Source organism: Kitasatospora sp. NPDC059327 (assembly GCF_042752535.1).
Lineage (GTDB): Bacteria > Actinomycetota > Actinomycetes > Streptomycetales > Streptomycetaceae > Kitasatospora.
On the sequence record NZ_JBHYYB010000036.1, the window covers coordinates 48,186 to 66,093 of the forward strand.

The 17,908-nt window shown below is 71.4% G+C and carries 19 protein-coding genes and 1 riboswitch; of the genes, 5 read left to right on the forward strand and 14 right to left on the reverse strand.

Annotation, left to right across the window (positions count from 1 at the left end):
• Nucleotides 1-206 precede the first annotated feature (206 nt).
• From ACFXHB_RS22415 to ACFXHB_RS22425, 3 genes are all read left to right on the forward strand, one after another.
• Nucleotides 207-1,505 (forward strand): extracellular solute-binding protein, encoded by a 1,299-nt coding sequence (locus ACFXHB_RS22415; RefSeq protein WP_380576363.1) that lies wholly within the window; start codon nucleotides 207-209, stop codon nucleotides 1,503-1,505.
• 202 nt (nucleotides 1,506-1,707) lie between these two features.
• Nucleotides 1,708-2,766: an SIS domain-containing protein gene (locus tag ACFXHB_RS22420; RefSeq protein ID WP_380576364.1), complete on the forward strand. Its 1,059-nt coding sequence runs from the start codon at nucleotides 1,708-1,710 to the stop codon at nucleotides 2,764-2,766.
• A gap of 477 nt (nucleotides 2,767-3,243) precedes the next feature.
• A complete protein-coding gene (locus tag ACFXHB_RS22425) occupies nucleotides 3,244-4,764 on the forward strand; it encodes a sensor histidine kinase (protein WP_380576365.1) in 1,521 nt (506 codons plus the stop codon).
• A 488-nt stretch (nucleotides 4,765-5,252) separates the two neighbouring features.
• Here the strand turns inward: ACFXHB_RS22425 and ACFXHB_RS22430 are convergent, their stop codons facing one another.
• Both ACFXHB_RS22430 and ACFXHB_RS22435 read right to left on the reverse strand, forming a co-directional pair.
• Complete coding sequence (locus tag ACFXHB_RS22430) at nucleotides 5,253-5,504, reverse strand: WhiB family transcriptional regulator (protein WP_014138019.1); 252 nt, start codon at nucleotides 5,502-5,504, stop codon at nucleotides 5,253-5,255.
• Between the two features lie 369 nt (nucleotides 5,505-5,873).
• Nucleotides 5,874-6,845: a diacylglycerol/lipid kinase family protein gene (locus tag ACFXHB_RS22435; protein WP_380576366.1), complete on the reverse strand. Its 972-nt coding sequence runs from the start codon at nucleotides 6,843-6,845 to the stop codon at nucleotides 5,874-5,876.
• A gap of 50 nt (nucleotides 6,846-6,895) precedes the next feature.
• On the opposite strand from ACFXHB_RS22435, the gene ACFXHB_RS22440 reads away from it, so the two are divergent.
• Nucleotides 6,896-7,330: a hypothetical protein gene (locus tag ACFXHB_RS22440; RefSeq protein WP_380576367.1), complete on the forward strand. Its 435-nt coding sequence runs from the start codon at nucleotides 6,896-6,898 to the stop codon at nucleotides 7,328-7,330.
• 46 nt (nucleotides 7,331-7,376) lie between these two features.
• Here ACFXHB_RS22440 and ACFXHB_RS22445 read toward each other — a convergent pair whose 3' ends face one another.
• The 8 genes from ACFXHB_RS22445 to sodN all read right to left on the reverse strand — a co-directional run bounded on the left by ACFXHB_RS22445 (nucleotide 7,377) and on the right by sodN (nucleotide 13,797).
• Entirely contained in the window at nucleotides 7,377-8,390 is a 1,014-nt protein-coding gene (locus ACFXHB_RS22445; protein WP_380576368.1) for an RNA polymerase sigma factor SigF, read from the reverse strand.
• 155 nt (nucleotides 8,391-8,545) lie between these two features.
• Nucleotides 8,546-8,956 carry an anti-sigma regulatory factor gene (locus ACFXHB_RS22450; RefSeq protein WP_380576369.1) on the reverse strand — a complete coding sequence of 137 codons (411 nt, stop codon included), beginning with the start codon at nucleotides 8,954-8,956 and terminating at the stop codon, nucleotides 8,546-8,548.
• Nucleotides 8,957-9,261: 305 nt separating this feature from the next.
• Entirely contained in the window at nucleotides 9,262-9,738 is a 477-nt protein-coding gene (locus ACFXHB_RS22455; protein ID WP_380576370.1) for a GNAT family N-acetyltransferase, read from the reverse strand.
• Between the two features lie 9 nt (nucleotides 9,739-9,747).
• Nucleotides 9,748-10,131 (reverse strand): nuclear transport factor 2 family protein, encoded by a 384-nt coding sequence (locus tag ACFXHB_RS22460; RefSeq protein WP_380576371.1) that lies wholly within the window; start codon nucleotides 10,129-10,131, stop codon nucleotides 9,748-9,750.
• Between the two features lie 65 nt (nucleotides 10,132-10,196).
• Nucleotides 10,197-11,192, reverse strand: a complete 996-nt coding sequence (locus tag ACFXHB_RS22465) for an ABC transporter substrate-binding protein (protein WP_380576372.1) — start codon at nucleotides 11,190-11,192, stop codon at nucleotides 10,197-10,199.
• Between the two features lie 9 nt (nucleotides 11,193-11,201).
• Nucleotides 11,202-12,002 (reverse strand): ABC transporter ATP-binding protein, encoded by an 801-nt coding sequence (locus tag ACFXHB_RS22470; protein WP_380576373.1) that lies wholly within the window; start codon nucleotides 12,000-12,002, stop codon nucleotides 11,202-11,204.
• Nucleotides 12,002-13,078 (reverse strand): FecCD family ABC transporter permease, encoded by a 1,077-nt coding sequence (locus tag ACFXHB_RS22475; protein ID WP_380576374.1) that lies wholly within the window; start codon nucleotides 13,076-13,078, stop codon nucleotides 12,002-12,004. The genes ACFXHB_RS22470 and ACFXHB_RS22475 overlap by 1 nt, the downstream gene beginning before the upstream one ends.
• Before the next feature lie 103 nt (nucleotides 13,079-13,181).
• Nucleotides 13,182-13,300: riboswitch (cobalamin riboswitch) on the reverse strand.
• A 101-nt stretch (nucleotides 13,301-13,401) separates the two neighbouring features.
• The gene (gene sodN, locus ACFXHB_RS22480; protein ID WP_063347853.1) at nucleotides 13,402-13,797 is read right to left on the reverse strand and encodes a superoxide dismutase, Ni; all 396 of its coding nucleotides are present in this window, start codon (nucleotides 13,795-13,797) and stop codon (nucleotides 13,402-13,404) included.
• A 185-nt stretch (nucleotides 13,798-13,982) separates the two neighbouring features.
• On the opposite strand from sodN, the gene sodX reads away from it, so the two are divergent.
• Complete coding sequence (sodX, locus tag ACFXHB_RS22485; RefSeq protein ID WP_380576375.1) at nucleotides 13,983-14,423, forward strand: nickel-type superoxide dismutase maturation protease; 441 nt, start codon at nucleotides 13,983-13,985, stop codon at nucleotides 14,421-14,423.
• Here the strand turns inward: sodX and ACFXHB_RS22490 are convergent.
• The 4 genes from ACFXHB_RS22490 to ACFXHB_RS22505 all read right to left on the reverse strand — a co-directional run bounded on the left by ACFXHB_RS22490 (nucleotide 14,420) and on the right by ACFXHB_RS22505 (nucleotide 17,867).
• Nucleotides 14,420-15,019 (reverse strand): CGNR zinc finger domain-containing protein, encoded by a 600-nt coding sequence (locus ACFXHB_RS22490; protein ID WP_380576376.1) that lies wholly within the window; start codon nucleotides 15,017-15,019, stop codon nucleotides 14,420-14,422. The two genes, sodX and ACFXHB_RS22490, sit on opposite strands and share 4 nt — an antisense overlap.
• Before the next feature lie 110 nt (nucleotides 15,020-15,129).
• Nucleotides 15,130-15,882 carry an amino acid ABC transporter ATP-binding protein gene (locus ACFXHB_RS22495; protein ID WP_380576394.1) on the reverse strand — a complete coding sequence of 251 codons (753 nt, stop codon included), beginning with the start codon at nucleotides 15,880-15,882 and terminating at the stop codon, nucleotides 15,130-15,132.
• A 44-nt stretch (nucleotides 15,883-15,926) separates the two neighbouring features.
• Nucleotides 15,927-16,901 (reverse strand): amino acid ABC transporter permease, encoded by a 975-nt coding sequence (locus ACFXHB_RS22500; protein ID WP_380576377.1) that lies wholly within the window; start codon nucleotides 16,899-16,901, stop codon nucleotides 15,927-15,929.
• A 36-nt stretch (nucleotides 16,902-16,937) separates the two neighbouring features.
• On the reverse strand, nucleotides 16,938-17,867 hold the full coding sequence (locus ACFXHB_RS22505) for an ABC transporter substrate-binding protein (RefSeq protein ID WP_380576378.1): 930 nt from the start codon (nucleotides 17,865-17,867) through the stop codon (nucleotides 16,938-16,940).
• Nucleotides 17,868-17,908 lie beyond the last annotated feature (41 nt).

A 17,908-nucleotide genomic window follows, 5' to 3' on the forward strand; every position in this document is an offset into this window, starting at 1 on the left:
TGGTCATTTGGCGTTGACACCGCCAGTGGTCTAGGCCAGGCTCCAGTCCATCCGGTTCGAAATTCAACCTCACCGGATGTGGTATTGGCCCTTCCTGAAGCACTTCGCCGTCCCCGCCCGGAGCTCTCCGGGCGGACGCGCCATCACGCTGCCGGCGGGCACAGGCTCTAGCACCCTCGGAGGATGGCGTGAAGAAGCGTCAGCTCATGGCGACGTTCGGAATCATGGCGCTCGCCGCCGGATTGACGGCCTGTTCCTCGGGCGGTTCGCCCTCGGGGGACGGCAAGGCCGCCACGACGGACCCGAAGTCCGCCACCGGCACGGTCACCGTCTGGCTGATGGACGACGCCCAGAAGAACTGGCCGGACCTCGTGCAGCGGGTGAACGACGAGTTCGCGGCGAAGTACCCGAACGTCACCCTGAAGCTCGCCTACCAGGGCTGGGCCGACAAGGTGAGCAAGCTGGACAAGGCGCTCGCCGACGGCAGCGCCCCCGACGTCGTGGAGCTCGGCAACACCGAGACCATGAAGTACGTGCTGGCCGGCGCGCTGGCCCCGGTGGAGCGCTCCACCTTCGACAACTCCGACGCCTGGATCAAGGCGCTCGCCAACACCTGCACCTACCAGGACAAGCTCTGGTGCGTGCCGTACTACGCGGGTGCCCGGGTCGCGATCTACAACGCGAACGCCTTCCAGGCGGCCACCGGCAGCGCGGACTTCCCCAAGACCGAGGACGAGCTGCGGACGGCGCTGGACAAGGTCGCGGACAAGAACAAGGCCGACAAGAGCTACTCCGCGCTCTACCTGCCGGGCCCGTACTGGTACGCGGCGATGAGCTACGTCTCCGCGTACGGCGGCGCCATCGCCCGCTTCGACAGCGCCGGCAACTGGCACGGCACGCTGAGCGACCCGAAGTCCCAGCAGGGCCTGAACCACTTCGTCGACCTGGTGCGCAAGTACAACAAGGGCGACCTGGCGGTCAACGAGCAGAACCAGTTCGAGTCGATGGCCCGCGGGCACGCCGGAGCCTTCTACGGCAACGGCTACGAGGCCTCCAGCGTGAGCGCGCCGGTCACCGGAGACCCGACCCTCAAGGACGCCGTCAAGCTGGCCACCATGCCCGGCCCGGGCGGCAAGCCGCTGCCGACCTTCATCGGCGGTTCGGACCTCGCCGTCACCGCCAAGTCGCCGTCGGCCGCGCTGGCCACCGACTGGATCCGGATGTTCACCAGCACCAAGTCCCAGCAGGCGCTGGCGGACAAGGACATCCTGCCGAACAACCTCACCCAGCTGAACCCGCTGAAGAGCAAGCCGACCACCGCCGCCGCGGCCAACGCGGTGCCGGACGCCTGGTTCACCCCGCTGGCGCCGGGCTGGGGCGCGATCGAGAAGCAGAAGATCCTGCCGGACATGCTCACCGCGATCCTCAAGGGCAACAAGCCGGTGGACCAGGCCGCCAAGGAGGCGGACGCCGCGATCGACCAGCTGATCAACAAGCAGGGCTGAGCGGCGTCCGACGGGGCCCGTGAGCCGACGGGAGCCCCTTCCGGACCGCCGGGAGGGGCTCTCGAATGTGCTGCGCGGGGGAGGCCCCGTAGGATTGCCGCAGGAATCACCGCAGCGAGTGTGCGGACTCGCCGCCGTAGAGGTCCCCGCCGGGCATCCCCGCCCGGGTGGGGTCGAACCATCTCATCGGAGGCACATCCAGATGTCCGACACGCAGACTGTCCCCGTCCCCGGCCGGATCATGGCGGCGGAGATGGCCGAGCAGCCGGCCGTCCTCCAGCGCATCCTCGACGAGGGCGCCCCGAAGATCTTCGAGATCGCGGCCCAGATCGCCGCCCGCGACCCGCGCTTCGTCCTGCTCACCGCGCGCGGCACGTCGGACAACGCGGCGCTCTACGCCAAGTACCTGATCGAGATCCTGCTCGGCAAGCCGGCCGGCCTGACCTCGATGTCCACCACCACCGCGTACGGCGCCAAGCCGGACCTCACGGACGTGCTGGTCATCACCGTCAGCCAGTCCGGCGGCTCGCCGGACCTGGTGGCCTCGACCAAGGCGGCCCGCGAGGCGGGCGCCATCACGCTGGCGGTCACCAACAACGCCTCCTCGCCGCTGGCCGAGGTCTCCGAGTTCCACATCGACGTGCTGGCCGGCCCGGAGAAGGCGCTGCCCGCCACCAAGACCTACACCGCCGAGCTGCTCGCGCTGTACCTGCTGGTCGAGGGCCTGCGCGGCGGCGACGGCGCGGCCGCCAAGGAGCTGCCGTCGCTGGCCGCCGGCATCCTGGCCCGCCAGGGCGAGGTGAAGGCCCTGGCCGAGCGGTACCGCTTCGCCCAGCGCCTGGTCATCACCTCGCGCGGCTACGGCTACCCGACCGCCCGCGAGGCGGCGCTGAAGCTCATGGAGACCACCTACATCCCGGCCTCCCCGTTCTCCGGCGCCGACCTGCTGCACGGCCCGCTGGCCATGGTCGACAACGTCTCCCCGGTCATCGCGATCGTCCCGGAGGGCAAGGGCGGCGAGGCCCTGCAGCCGGTCCTGGACCGCCTGCGCGGCCGCGGCGCGGACCTGATGGTCATCGGCCAGCAGGACCAGGTGGACGCCGCCTCGGCGGGCTTCGCGCTGCCCGCCGGCGTGCCCGAGGAGGTCCAGACGATCCTGGAGATCCTGCCGCTGCAGCAGCTGGCCTACGAGGTCACCATCGCCCGCGGTCAGGACCCGGACGCCCCGCGCGCCCTGGCCAAGGTCACCGAGACCCACTGACACCTGGCACCGCGACGCCGAACCCCCCGTCCACAGCCTGTGGACGGGGGGTTCGGCGTCGCGCGGTCGGAGCAGGGCGGCCGCCGCCGGGCAGGAGGGGCCCGCGGCACCGCGGCCCGGAGCTGTCGTCGGGCGCCTCCACGGCACGCACCCGCGGCCGGAGGCGGAAAGCACTACGGGCCACGGCGCCGACACGGGACCCTCAACCCATGCGGCACCGCAGCCCGGAGCTGTCGTCGGGCGCCGGGTCGACCGAGAACTGTGCGGGGTCCTCGCTCGGCGGCGTCCGACCGAGGAGCGACCTCGCGCGGTCAGGGCAGTTGCGCGGGGGGTCTCTCCTTGGTGCTCTTTCATTGTGGACTAGACCAATCTGGGTTGTCCAGGGCTCCCCGAAAATTGGTCTGGACAACTTGGAGCCACCTCCGCGCGGGCGGGTGCGGCAGGCCCACCCGCCGGGCCTGGGGCTACGCTCGCCATGTGCCCTCGCTGAACGAACTCGTCCGCCGTCACACCACCCTGACCGGTGCCGATGTGGAATGGCTCCACATGCTGGTCTCGGAGTGGCAGCTGCTCTCCGACCTCTCCTTCGCCGACCTGGTCCTGTGGATCCCCACCTGGGACGGCATCCGGTACGTCTCGGTGGCCCAGATGCGGCCCAACACCGGGCCCACGTCCTACCAGGACGACATGGTCGGTCACCTCGTCCCGCGCGGCCGCCGGCCGCTGCTGGACGCCGCCTTCGACGAGGGGCGGATCGTGCGCGAGGGGGATCCGGAGTGGCGTGAGGAGGTGCCCGTCCGGGTCGAGTCGATCCCGGTGCGGCGCGAGGGCAAGGTGCTCGGCGTGATCGCCCGCAACACCAACCTGCTGACCGTCCGCACCCCCAGCCGGCTCGAACTCACGTACCTGCAGAGCGCCTCGGACCTGGCTCAGATGATCGCCGCCGGGACGTTCCCGTACCACGGTGTCGAGCAGACCGACATGGACGCGGCCCCCCGGGTCGGCGACGGTCTGATCCGGCTCGACGCCGACGGCATCGTCACCTACGCCAGCCCCAACGCGCTCTCCGCCTACCACCGGCTCGGCCTCACCACCGACCTGGTCGGCAGCCACCTCGGCCAGGCCACCGCCGAGCTGGTCCCGCCCTCGCGGTCGGCGGTGCACGAGGCGCTGGTGAAGCTGGCGAGCGGCTGGGCGCCCCGCCAGACCGAGGTCGAGGTGCAGGGCGGTGTGGTGACCCTGCGGGCGATCCCGCTCAAGCCCAAGGGCACCCTGACCGGCTCGCTGGTGCTCTGCCGGGACGTCACCGAGCTGCGGCGCCGTGACCGCGAGCTGATGACCAAGGACGCGACCATCCGGGAGATCCACCACCGGGTGAAGAACAACCTGCAGACGGTGGCGGCCCTGCTGCGGCTGCAGTCCCGCCGGATGGACTCGGACGCGGGCCGGGCCGCGCTGGACGAGGCGGTCCGCCGGGTGGGCTCGATCGCGATCGTGCACGAGACGCTCTCCCAGGCGCTGGACGAGCAGGTCGCCTTCGACGACATCGCCGACCGGGTCCTGGCCATGGTGATGGAGCTGTCCCAGGACGGCCGGGTGGCGACCCGGCGCAGCGGCAGTTTCGGCATCCTCTCCGCCGAGGTGGCCACCCCGCTGGCGATGGTGCTGACCGAGCTGCTGCAGAACGCGCTGGAGCACGCCTTCGGTCCGTCCGCCTCCGGCAATCTGGAGGTCAGCGCGTTGCGCGGCCGGGCGCCGGCCACCGGGATGGGCTGGTCGGACAGTTGGAACGGCGGCGCCCGGCCGGAGGAGTACCTGTTGATCACCGTGCAGGACGACGGGCGGGGCATGCCGGAGGGGTTCGACCCGCAGCAGGCGGGCAACCTCGGGCTGCAGATCGTCCGCACCCTGGCGACCGGGGAACTGGGCGGCACCTTCGACATGGTGGCGGGGCCGAACGGCGGCACCAAGGTGATCCTGGAGATCCCGGTCCCCTGAGCGCACCCGGGACCGGCCGGCGGGTGCCGCCGGCCGGAGCGCGGCGCACGAGGTGCAGTGGAGTGTGACGGGGGCGCGCGTCCGAAGGGGGCGCCGGGCGCGCACTCCAGCACCACCGCGAGCGACCGGAGGCGGGCGCCGGTAGCGAGACGGGGGCCACCACCCGGGCGCGGAAACAGAAACGAGGCCCTGTCGACCGGGGGGGGTGGGTCGACAGGGCCTCTCAACCCGTTCCGGCCGTCGGGGGGGAGTCGGCCGGAACGGGGGCTCTGGGTGGTGCGACACCCCACCAGTGCGTTGCACACGGTGAGCGCCTCAGCTCCACAATATTGCTCTAAGTGAACAGTATCAAGTGCCTGGGCGGCCCGGTGTCGCGGGACCGTGTCGAGCAAGGTCCTTTGTACGGAAGGCTTCGCCAGGAGGTGCAGGGAAGCCCTTGATCATGTGTTGATCGGTGGTGCGGTCACTACGGGTACTACGGCGTGTGATCAGGCGGTGCGGGCGCGGTTGCGGGCAGCGCGGCGCTTCATCGCGCGACGCTCGTCCTCGCTCATGCCGCCCCAGACGCCGGCATCCTGGCCGGTCTCGAGAGCCCACTGCAGGCACTGCTCCATGACCGGACAGCGGCGGCACACGGCCTTGGCTTCCTCGATCTGCAGCAGAGCAGGACCGGTGTTCCCGATCGGGAAGAACAGCTCCGGGTCCTCTTCGCGGCAGACAGCGCGGTGGCGCCAGTCCATGGTCGTCCAACTCCTCCTGCCGTCGGGGGTGACCCGGTCGGCATAATCGATGGCTTGTGAATGTGAACGCTTTCACGAATCCCGCAACAGCAAAAGAGACCAAAGGCCCATCGGGCCCGGGTGGTCTGTGCTGGGGAGGGATTCGGCGATTCGAGGGACACTCCGCGGTCGGCACCCGCCAGGGTCTGTGGTTGCCGTCGCTGCGATGTGTCCCGATCGCCATGTAGAGGTTCGCAAACCTCGGGCCCGGATACAACCCCCTTCAGGGAGGAATTTTTGATTCTTCGGTGTCGCCTAGCTCACAGCCAGTACTTCTATGGAGTGAAGGGGGCTTGTGCGTTCGAGAAGAAGGGTGAACCCCCCTTCCGGTCACACAATCACACGCAGTGCCCGCCGTACGCCTGTGAAACTGACGCGACTCCTGTCTCCAAGGTGGTCCCCGTCGACCTGGAATGGGGCCGGTTCCTGCGAAACCAAGGTGAAGTGCCGGGCGTCATGGTAGGAGACAACGTGCTTGCCGGACGGGCCGGCAGGGGCGGTGCCATCGTCCGAAGGCGTGTGCGACCGCAGGATCTGACGGACCGTTCGAGCGGTGCCGAACGCGGTCATCCGGGTGATGCCGAAGACGTCGAGGTCCGTGTCGAAGGAGGCGAGCGGCGACGGGTGGACCGGGCGGTTGCCCAGGAACGTCCATGGAGAGGTGTTGCTGACTATGGCCAGCACCAGGCCCGGAACCGGCGCCCGGCCCGGCATTTGCAGGGTGACCGGGCCCGATCGGCGCTGGTCACGCTGGGTGACGTAGTGCCGCAGGGCCTGCCCGACGTAGAGCGCGTGGGTGGACTTGCGCCCCGCCCTGCGCCGCTCCTCCACCCGGCCCACCACGCCCGCGTCGAAGCCGAGGCCGGCGGTGAAGGTGAACCAGCGGTCCGGCAGCCCGTCGGTCATCGCCTTGCCCAGGCCGATCGGCCGCTCCCGGTGGTTCTCCAGGGCGTTCAGCAGCGCCCCGGTGGCCTCCACGGGGTCGTTGGGCAGGCCCAGCGCGCGGGCGAACACATTGGTGGACCCGCCGGGCACCACGGCCAGCCGGGGGACCTTCTCGCCCGGGCCGTGCGCCAGCAGTCCGTTGACCACCTCGTTGACGGTGCCGTCGCCGCCCAGGGCCACCACGAGGTCGACGGCGCCGTCCTCGGCCGCCCCGCGGGCCAGGTCGCGCGCGTGGCCCCGGTACTCGGTCTGGGCCACCTCCAGCTTGAGGTCGCTGCGCAGGGCGTGGATCAACACGTCCCTGGTGCGGCCACTGGTGGTGGTCGCTTTCGGGTTGACGACCAGGAGAGCGCGCATGTGCTCAGCCTACGGGTCGGTACGGACCGACCGGCGGCTACCCTGCTGTCGTGACCGCAGAATCCTCCGCACCCGCACCCGTACCCGCGCCCGGCAGCGAGCGGCCGGCGGCCCTGACCGCAGGCGCCGCCATCACCGCCCTGGAGGGCGCCGCGCTCGTCGTCGTCGGCGTCTGGGACATGGTGTCCTCGCTGTCCGGCGACTCCAAGCAGCTCGTGCTGAACGAGTTCGGCGGCCTGGTGATCGTGCTGCTCGGCGTGCTGCCGCTGCTGGCCGCCCGGGCGCTGCTCAAGGGGCGCCGGTGGGGCCGCAGTCCGGCCGTCCTGACCAACTCGATCTGCCTGCCGGTGGCGTACTACATGTGGCAGAGCGGCGGCACCATGGTGGCGGTCGGGACGGCGATCGGCCTGTCCGGACTGGTCGGCATCGGCGCCCTGCTCACCCCGAAATCGACGGCGGCCCTCTACGCTCCGCACGAGGGCTGAGCACAGAGGGCCGGGGTCGGCGGCCGCCGCTGAGCGGCCGTCGGTTCTACTCCTCCACCAGGAGCTTCTCCCGGAGCTGGGCCAAGGTGCGGGCAAGCAGCCGGGAGACGTGCATCTGTGAGATGCCCACCTCGGCGGCGATCTGCGACTGCGTCATGTTGCGGAAGAACCGCAGCACCAGGATCTTCTGCTCCCGGGGCGGCAGTTGGGCCAGCAGCGGCTTGAGGGACTCCCGGTACTCGACGCCCTCCAGCGCCTCGTCGGTGGCGCCCAGGGTGTCCGCCACGGCCGGCGACTCGTCGTCGCTGTCCGGGACGTCCAGCGACAGCGTGGAGTACGCGTTGGCGGACTCCAGGCCCTCCAGCACGTCCTCCTCGGAGATCCCCAGGTGCTCGGCCAGCTCGTGCACGGTGGGGGAGCGGCCGTGCCGCTGGGAGAGCTCGCTGGTCGCCGTGGTCAGCGACAGCCGCAGCTCCTGGAGCCGGCGCGGTACCCGGACCGCCCAGCCCTTGTCCCGGAAGTGCCGCTTGATCTCGCCGACGATGGTCGGCGTCGCGTAGGTGGAGAACTCGACCCCGCGTTCGTGGTCGAAGCGGTCCACCGACTTGATCAGCCCGATGGTGGCGACCTGGGTGAGGTCGTCCAGCGGTTCGCCCCGGTTGCGGAACCGCCGGGCCAGGTGCTCCACCAGCGGGATGTGCATCCGCACCAGCTGGTTGCGCAGCTCGACGCGCTCCGAGGAGCCCTCGGGCAGCGCGGACAGCCGGACGAACAGGGCCCGGGCCGCCTCCCGGTCCGGCGCACCCGAACGGTGTGGGGCCTGGGAGGGCACCGCACCGCGCAGCGCCCCGGCCGCGTCGTCGCGGGGCGCCGGGGACTCCGGTGCCGCGGACGGGGGCGAGGGCGTGGGCGACGGATCAGACGTCGGCTCGGTCGGCTGGCTCATCCGGTGGGCGTCCTTCGGGTGCGCTTCGTCGTTGGCGGCGAGGCCGGGAACGCTCGCCTGGGTCGGTACGGCAGGGCCCGCCGTCGCGAGGCCGGTACGGTCCAGATCACTCACGGCCATTCCCCCGTTCCGTTCCGGGAGCACCGGGACCTGGGGCGGTCCCGGATTCGTCTCGTTGGTCGTACCGCGTGGTGGGCGGTACCGGGAGCCGTCCGCCGGTCCGGGTGGTGCCGGGCGGACGACTCTTGTTCGGTGCTGCTGTGGCGGCTCTAGTGGGCGGCGGAGCCGCCGCGCTTCTTGTGCAGGCTGATGGAGACGGTGTTGTCCTCGGCGACCGAGGACTCCACCTCGCCGGCCAGCGCGGAGAGCACCGTCCAGGCGAAGGTGTCCCGCTCCGGGGCCCGGCCGTCCGTGGTCGGGGCGGCGACGATGACCTTCAGCGAGTCGCCGACCAGCCGGAACTCGCAGGAGAGGACCGAGCCGGGCACCGCCTGCTGGAGCAGGATGGCGCAGGCCTCGTCCACCGCGATCCGGAGGTCCTCGATCTCGTCCAGCGTGAAGTCCAGCCGGGCCGCCAGCCCCGCCGTCGCTGTTCGCAGCACCGAGAGGTAGGCACCCGCCGCGGGCAGCCGGACCTCCACGAAGTCCTGCACTCCGGGCTCGCCGTCGATCTGGGACACCCTCACCTCCTGGGTGACGCGCTGTGCTTCCGGGCCGGTGGCCGCGGCACTGTCTGTTGCTTGGCTCAACTGCTTCGCCCCAACTGTCCAGAGGGGTGGTGCGGTACGTACCGGTCATACCCCGGCAGGGGTGGTCGGACGCCGCGCATCCGCCCGAGACGTTACCGCTATCGGCGGGCGGATGTCGCGATCCGGTCCCGCCTTCACGGGAACGAGCGACACCGGGTGCGAGGGTCACTCATGGTAGGCCCTCGCGACGCACCGTGGCAGCCCCCGGGAGGGACTCGCCCCGGCGGTCCGTCGGGTCAGCGGCCGCCGGCCTCGGCGAGGGCCCGGCCGCTGAGCCGGTGGACGGTCCACTCGTCCATCGGGACCGCGCCGAGCGACTTGTAGAAGTTGATCGAGGGCTCGTTCCAGTCGAGCACCGTCCACTCGACCCGCGAGTAGCCGCGTTCGACCGCGATCCGGGCCAGCTCCAGCAGCAGGGCCTTGCCGTGGCCGCCGCCGCGCGCCTCCGGGCGGACGTAGAGGTCCTCCAGGTAGATCCCGTGGGTCCCGCGCCAGGTCGAGAAGTTGAGGAACCAGACCGCGAAGCCGACCGTCTCACCGGTGGTGTCGTCCTCGGCGATCAGGCCGAAGACCGCCGGTGCGGCGCCGAACAGGGCCTCGCGCAGCTGCTCCTCGGTGGCGACCGCCTCCTGCGGCGCCTTCTCGTACTCCGCGAGTTCGCGGATCAAGGCGTGGATGACCGGGACATCGGTGACTACGGCGGTGCGGATCATGCCACGAGCCTACTTGGCCTGCTCGTCCTCGTCCCAGGCCTGGATCGAGGTCTGGTCGACGATCCGGCCGTCCCGCAGGTCCGCGACCGAGGTGACCAGCACCCGCACCCCGTCGGGATAGCGGCAGGACTCCATGAAGGCCAGGCGGTCGCCGTCGAGCAGGACCCGCTCCAGCCGGTGGCTCATCTCCCGGCCGTACACGTCGTCGAGCATGGCGCCGATCTCGTCCAGGCCGTGCATCACCAGCGGGTGGCTGGGCTGGGTCTTGCGGTCGACCACCCGCAGTTCGGCGTCGTCCGCGTACAGGGCAAGCAGCGCACCGGCGTCGCTGCGCTCGATTCCCTCGCGCAGCGCGCCGGTGTCGAAGGCGGACGGCGCGGCCATGATGGTCATGTTCTCGCTCCTCCGGTCGGTTCCGTCGGCTCGTACCTCCGAGCGTACGCCCGCCACCGCGCGCCTCAGCCGGTCGTCACACCGCGCAGGTACGCCGCGAGCGCGGTGATCGCGGCCGGGTTGCGCGGGCTCTCCACCAGGTCGACGTAGTCCAGGACGAAGATCCGGTCGTCGCGGACGGCGGCGACGCCCGCCAGCGGCGGGAAGGACTTGAGGAACGCCCGCTTGGCCTCGGCGTCGGGCGAGCCGTAGTTGTTGATGACGATCACCTCGGGGTCGCGCTGGACCACGCTCTCCCAGCCGACGGTGGTCCAGGAGTCGGCGAGGTCGCCCATCACGTTCTGCCCGCCGGCCTTGGCGATGATCTCCTCGGGCGCGGCGAACTTCCCCGAGGTGTAGGGCTTGTCCTCGCCGCTGTCGTACAGGAAGACCCGCGGCCGGCGCTCGGGCTGCGGGACGGCGGCGACCTGGGCCCGGAACTCGGCGATCAGCTTGTCGGCCCGGTCCCGGACGTCGAAGATCTCGCCCAGGTTGGCCAGGTCGGTGTAGAGCGCGTCCAGCGGGGACATCACCCCGCGCTCGGGGCCCTTGCCGCTGCGGCAGGACTCGCTGAGCACGTAGGAGCCGATGCCGAGGCCGGCCAGCGCCTGCGGGGTGAACCCGCCGGCCTCGTCGAAGCCGTAGTGCCAGCCGGCGAAGACCAGGTCGGCCTTGGCCTCCAGCGCGATCTCCTTGGTGATCTGCCGCTTGGAGAGCCAGGTGGTCTGCTGGTAGCCGTCCTTCCAGGCCACCTGGTCGACCCGGCCCTTGTCGTCGGGCATCACGTAGCCGGCCATCCGGTCGGCGAGGCCGAGCGCGAGCATCAGTTCGGTGATGCCGACGTCGTTGGTCACCGTCCGGGCCGGCTTCCGGTCGAAGGTGACCTTGGCGCCGCAGTTGTCGACGGTCACCGGGTAGTGCGCGGAGCCGGCGGCGGCGTCCCCGGCGGGGGCGATCTCGGCGCCGCAGCCGGTCAGCGCGAGGGTGAGCAGGGTGGCGGTGGCAACGGCCTTGACGCGCATGGGGTTTCCTCAGCGGGGGGAGTCGGCGGGGACGGGGGAGGACGGGCGGAGCCGGTCGAAGAGCAGTTGGACGGCGCCGGTCTCCGGGTGCCGCACGGGTGTCGCGCGGACGCCGAAGACCTCGGCCAGCAGGGCGGGTCGCAGGACCTCGGCGGGTGCCCCGGAGGCGACGATGCGGCCGGCCGCGATGACGTACAGCAGATCGCAGTGGCCGGCCGCCAGGTTGAGGTCGTGGAGCGCGGTGAGCACCGTCGGACCGGCCTCCCGGACCAGCGTCAGCACGTCCAACTGGTGGGCGATGTCGAGGTGGTTGGTGGGTTCGTCGAGCACCAGCACCCGGGGCTCCTGGACCAGCGCGCGGGCGATCAGCACCCGCTGCTTCTCGCCCCCGGACAGGCTCAGGAAGCCGCGTCCGGCCAGGTGGTCCGCGCCCACCCGGCGCAGCGCGCCGGCGCACCGGTCGGCGTCCGCGGCGGTCGGCCGGGCGAACCCGCCGCGGTGCGGCAGCCGGCCCATGCCGACCACCTCGGCCACCGTGAAGTCGAACTCGGCGGAGTGCTCCTGCGGCAGCGCGGCGACCCGCCGGGCGGCCTCGCGCGCGGTGAGCGCGTGCAGGTCCTCGCCGTCCAGCCGGACGGCGCCGGCGGCGGGCCGCAGGGCCCGGTAGACGCAGCGCAGCAGGGTCGACTTGCCGCTGCCGTTCGGCCCGACCAGGCCGACGACCTGCCCGGCGGCGGCGCCGAGCGTGACGTCGTGGACCAGCCGGGTGCCGGCCAGGTCGACCGAGACGGCGTCGAGGGCGAGATCCATCAGCGGCCTCCGAAGGTGTAGCCGCGACGGCGCATCAGCAGCAGGAAGCAGGGCACTCCGAGGACGGCGGTGACCACCCCGACCGGCAGTTCGGCCGGCGCCAGCAGGGTGCGGGAGACGATGTCCACCCAGACCAGCAGCAGCGCGCCGGCGAGCGGCGCGACCAGCAGCACCCGGCGGTGCCCGGCGCCGACCAGCATCCGGGTCAGGTGCGGCACCATCAGGCCGACGAAGCCGATCGCGCCGCTGACCGCGACCACGGTCCCGGTGACGGCCGCGGTGACCACGAACAGTTCGCGGCGCAGCCGGTCGCCGTCCACCCCGAGCGAGGCCGCCGTCTCGTCGCCCATGGCGAGGGCGTCCAGCCGCCCGGCGGCGCAGGCCAGATAGGCCAGGCCGGCCGCCACGGTGGCGGCGGCGATCGGGACGGACCCCCAGGTGGCCCCGCCGAGGCTGCCGAGCAGCCACATCATGGCGCTGCGGGCGGCCTCGCCGCGCGCGGCGCCGAACACCATCAGCGCCGTCACCGCCGAGAAGCCGTAGGACATCGCGGTGCCGGTCAGCACCAGCCGCAGCGGGGTGAGCCCGTACGCGGTCCGGGCGGCGGCGTACACCAGGACCATCGCCAGCAGCGCGGCGGCGAACGCGGAGACCGAGATCGCCCAGACCCCGAGCGAGGCGAAGGCGCCCAGCAGCAGGACGGCGTTGGCGCCGACCGAGGCGCCGGAGGAGATGCCCAGGACGAACGGGTCGGCCAGGGCGTTGCGGACCATCGCCTGCACCGCGACGCCAGTGGCCGCGAGCCCGGCGCCGACCACGGCGGCCAGCACGGTGCGCGGCAGCCGGATCTCCCAGACGATCGCGTACGCGGCCGCCTCCCCGGCCTCCAGCCGGCCACCCGTCAGCCCGGCGCCCAGCAGCCGCAGGACGCGCGTCCAGCCGAGCCCGCTGGAGCCCAGCGCCACCGCGCAGACCAGCGAGAGCAGCAGGGCCACGACCAGGCCGGCGGCCAGGGGTACGACGGGTATTCGACGGGCCGTCCGTTCGGGGGCCGGTGCGGTCACTGCGGTGCTCACGGGCGGCGCGCCTTCGCCTCGGGCCGTCGACGGCAGCGAGGCGGCGCGCCCGGGCCGCACTGCTGCCGGGGCGCCATCCCCTCGCAGTCCACGGCGAGTTGTCGGGAGATCCGCGTCCCGGGGCGATCGGGCTCGCGGGGCACGGGCCCCGCCCACCGTTGCGGGTCAGCGCCGGATTCACACCGGACTTCTCCCTGGGACGCTCCGGCAGCATAACAAGCGCCGGCACCCGGCACCCCTTACCGGGTCCCCGCGGGCGGGAACGCGCGACCGCCCCCGTCCGGAGGTCCGGACGGGGGCGGTCGGCGGTGTCTGATCGGCTGTCAGGCCTGCTTGGTCTCCCAGAAGATCTTGTCGACCTCGGCGATGAGGTCGAGCAGGGCCTGGCCGGTGGCCGGGTCCGTCGACGCCTTGGCGGCCGAGGCGGCCTTCAGGGTGTCGTTGATCAGCTGGTGCAGCTGCGGGTACTTCTCGAAGTGCGGAGCCTTGAAGTAGTCGCTCCACAGGACCGAGATGTGGTGCTTGACGGCCTCGGCACGCTGCTCCTTGATGATCAGGGCACGGGTGCGGAACGCCGGGTCCTCGTTGGCCTGGTACTTCTCCTGGGTGCCCTTCACCGACTCGGCCTCGATGCGGGCCTGTGCGGGGTCGTAGACGCCGCAGGGCAGGTCGCAGTGGGCGTGGGCGGTGGCGCGCGGTGCAAACAGACGAGAGAACATGGGAGTCCTTCCTTAGATCGTCTTCCCGCGCCCGAGATTACCCTTCCGGCCACCGGGTTTCGCGGTCGGGCGGCGGGCCTAGGGCAAAAGGTGGAGCCGGAACCGGGCCAATTCGGGCATCGGTCGAGGGCGGCCCGTACGGCAGACTGGGACGCGGCGAGCCGGGAGGAGGAGGCGTGGCGCGGATGGCGGAACCGGAGGGCGGCACCCCGGGGGGTGGCGCGCCGTTCGGGGTGATCGATGTGGCGGGACCCTCGATGGCGCCGACCCTGCGCGAGGGCGACCGGCTGCTGGTCCGGTACGGCGCGCGGATCAGGCCGGGGTCGGTGGTGGTGTTCCGTCACCCCTTCCAGCAGGACCTGCTGGTGGTGAAGCGGGCCGTCGAGCGGCGTGCGAAGGGGTGGTGGCTGCTCTCCGACAACCGGCCGGTGGACAGCGACAGCCGCAGCTACGGAGCGGTCCCGGACGAGCTGGTGCTCGGCCGGGTGCTGCTGCGGCTGCGTCCGCGCCCGGCCTGGCTGGCCCCCGGCCGCCGGCTGGAGCGCCTGCTGCTGACCGGCCGGCCCGGCCGGGTCCCGGGCCTGGCCCGCCGGCTGGGCGTCTGGGTCGACCCGGGCGGCCGCTAGGCCTGGCCCCGGCCGGCCAGGGCGGACGACTCCTGGGCCTCCTGCCGCTTGCGGGCGCGGTACGCGGCGACGTTGGCCCGGGTGGCGCACCGGTCGGAGCAGTACCGCCGGGAGCGGTTGGTGGAGGTGTCCAGGTAGGCGTTGCGGCAGGGGGCGGCCTGGCAGATGCCGAGCCGGTCGGCGCCCAGCTCGGTCAGGTGGACGGCCAGTCCCATGCAGGCGACGGCGCTGAAGTGCGCGGTGGCGGTCGGGGAGTTGTCGGCGAGGTGCAGGTGCCAGCGCGGCCGCCCGGCGTCGTCCAGGTAGTCGTGCCCGGAGACCAGCGGGCTGACCGGGTACTCCATCAGCAGGCTGTTCAGCAGGTCGACGCCGCGGATCTCGTCCCCCTCGGCGGCGGCTTCGAACACCCCGCGCAGCCTGGTCCGGACGGCCCGCAGCCGCGGCAGGTCCGCCTCCTCGGCGAGCGCGGCGGCCCGGGAGGAGTCGGAGAACAGCGACCGCACGGCGTCCACCGAGGTCAGTGAGTCGGTGCCGCGCTCGGGCTCCTCGGTGTTCACCAGCCGGACGGCCAGATCGGCGTACGAGGCGAGCTCCACGGTGGTCCTTCCAAATTCGGTAACGGGCTGATGGGCTCCAGCCTATTACCCGGGCGGGGAAAACGTCGGCGCCCGGCAGGACCGGCCTGCCGGGCGCCGTGACGGTGCGCTCAGAGCACCTTGGACAGGAACGCTCGGGTGCGCTCGTGCTGGGGGTCGGTGAGGACGTCCCGCGGGTTGCCGGCCTCGACCACCACACCGCCGTCCATGAAGACCAGCGCGTCGCCGACCTCGCGGGCGAAGCCCATCTCGTGGGTCACCACGACCATGGTCATGCCCTCCTCGGCGAGGCCGCGCATGACGTCCAGGACGTCGCCGACCAGCTCCGGGTCGAGCGCCGAGGTGGGCTCGTCGAAGAGCATCAGCTTGGGCTTCATGGCGAGCGCCCGGGCGATCGCCACCCGCTGCTGCTGGCCGCCGGAGAGCTGCGAGGGGTAGTTCTTCGCCTTGTCGGCCAGGCCGACCCGCTCCAGCAGGGCCATCCCGCGGTTGCGGGCGTCCGCCTTGGACTCGCCCTTGACCTGCACCGGCGCCTCGATGACGTTCTCTATGGCGGTCATGTGCGGGAACAGGTTGAAGCGCTGGAACACCATGCCGATGTCCCGCCGCTTGAGCGCGACCTCGTTCTCCTTGAGCTCGTAGAGCCGGTCGCCCTTCTGCCGGTAGCCGACCAGCTCGCCGTCGACCCAGAGCCGGCCGGCGTTGATCTTCTCCAGGTGGTTGATGCACCGCAGGAAGGTCGACTTGCCGGAGCCGGACGGGCCGATCAGGCAGAACACCTCGCCCTGCTTGACCTCCAGGTCGATGCCCTTGAGCACCTGGACCGCGCCGTAGGACTTGTGGACGTCCTCGGCCCGGACCATCGGGCCGCCGTTGCCGGCGTCGGCGGGGGTCTTGGTCAGATCGGTCATACGTGACCACCTCCCTCAAGCCCCGGGACCACGTCGGGGGTGGTCTTCGGGGTGGGCTTCCCGGCGAACAGTCTCCGCAGCCGCTGGATCGGCGTGGGCGGGAGCGTCCGGTTGGAGCCGCGGGCGTAGTGCCGCTCGATGTAGTACTGGCCGATGGTCAGCAGCGACGTGAAGAACAGGTACCAGAGGCTGACCACGATCAGCAGCGGGATGTTCTGGTAGTTCCGAGAGTAGATCACCTGGCCGGCGCGGAAGATCTCCTCCAGGGAGATCACGCTGACCAGCGAGGTGGTCTTGAGCATCGAGATGGTCTCGTTGCCGGTCGGCGGGATGATCACCCGCATGGCCTGCGGCAGCACGATCCGCCGCATGGTCTGGAACCGGCTCATGCCGAGCGCGTGCGAGGCCTCGCTCTGCCCCTCGTCGACCGACTGGATGCCGCCGCGGACGATCTCCGCCATGTAGGCGGCCTCGTTGAGGCCCAGGCCCAGCAGGGCGGCGACGAAGGTCGGGATCAGGACGTTGGTGGACTCGGACCAGAACTCCGGTCCCCACGGCACGCCGATCGAGAGCTTGGCCCAGATCAGGCCCAGGAAGTTCCAGAACACCAGCTGCACCAGGACGGGCGTGCCGCGGAAGATCCAGATGTAGATCCACGCGGTGCCGGAGAGCAGCGGGTTGGGGGAGAGCCGCATCACCGCGAGGATGATGCCGCCGACCACGCCCATGATCATGGCGAGCGCGGTCAGCTCCAGTGTCACGAGCATGCCGTGCACGATGCTGTCGTGGAAGAGGTACTTCCCGACGATGTCCCACTTGAAGGCGGGATTGGTGAAGAGGGCGCTCAGCAGCATCGCCGCGAGCAGGGCGATGACGACGGCGCCCGCCCAGCGTCCGGGGTGGCGGACGGGGACGGCCTTGATGGTCTCAGGCCGTCCCTTCGCCGCCTTCCCCTTGTCCAGAGAGTTCACGGTGTGGCCTCGGGGGAGAGAGAGTCAGACGGAGGGTCAGCTGACGGCGCCGTTGACGGTCGACTTGTCGAGCGCACCGGCCTCGACGCCCCACTTGGTGAGGATCTGCTTGTAGGTGCCGTCGTCGATCAGCGACTGGACGGCGCCCTGGACGGCGGGGGTCAGCGCCGAGCCCTTGGCGAGGGCGATGCCGTAGGGGGCGGCGTCGTAGGTGGCGCCGAGCTTCTCCAGCTGGCCGCCGGACTGCTTGATCGCGTAGTCGACGACCGGGGAGTCGGCCATCATCAGCTGGTCGCGACCGGAGACCACCGCGTTGGTGACGTCGGTCTGGAGGTCGAACTTGTCACCGTCGTTGACGATGCCCGGCTTGCCGGCCTTGGCACAGGCGGGGTTGCGGGTGTCGGTGATCTCCTGTGCCTGGGTGGTGCCGGTCTGGACGGCGACCTTCTTGCCGCACAGGTCATCGGCGTTGATCTTGTCCGGGTTGCCCTTCTTCACCGCGATGGCGCTGCCCGCGTTGAAGTAGGTGACCATGTCGACGGTCTGCTCGCGCTCCTTGTTGTCCGTCAGGGACGACATGCCGATCTGGAACTTGTTCGACTGGATGCCCGGGATGATCGCGGTGAAACCGGAGTCCTGGACGTCGACCTTGAGGCCGAGCCGGGCCGCGACCGCGGTGATCAGGTCGACGTCCATGCCCTCGATCTTGCCGTTGTCGGCCTTGAACTCGTTGGGCGCGTACGAGGCGTCCGAGCCGACCGCGAGCTTTCCGGCGGACTTGATGTCGGCGGGCACGAGAGCGGCCAGCTTGTCGTCGACCTTCACCTCGTTGACGGTCGCACTGGCGTTGGGGGCGCCGGAGCCCGTGTCGGTGCTGCTGCTGCTACAGGCGGTGAGGGCCAGGGAGACGGAGGCGAGTACCGCGCCGGCGGCGAAGAGACGGGTGCGCTGGGTACGGACGGTCATGAGGGGGATCTCCTCCTGAGGGAGAGGTCGGGCGGAGCGCG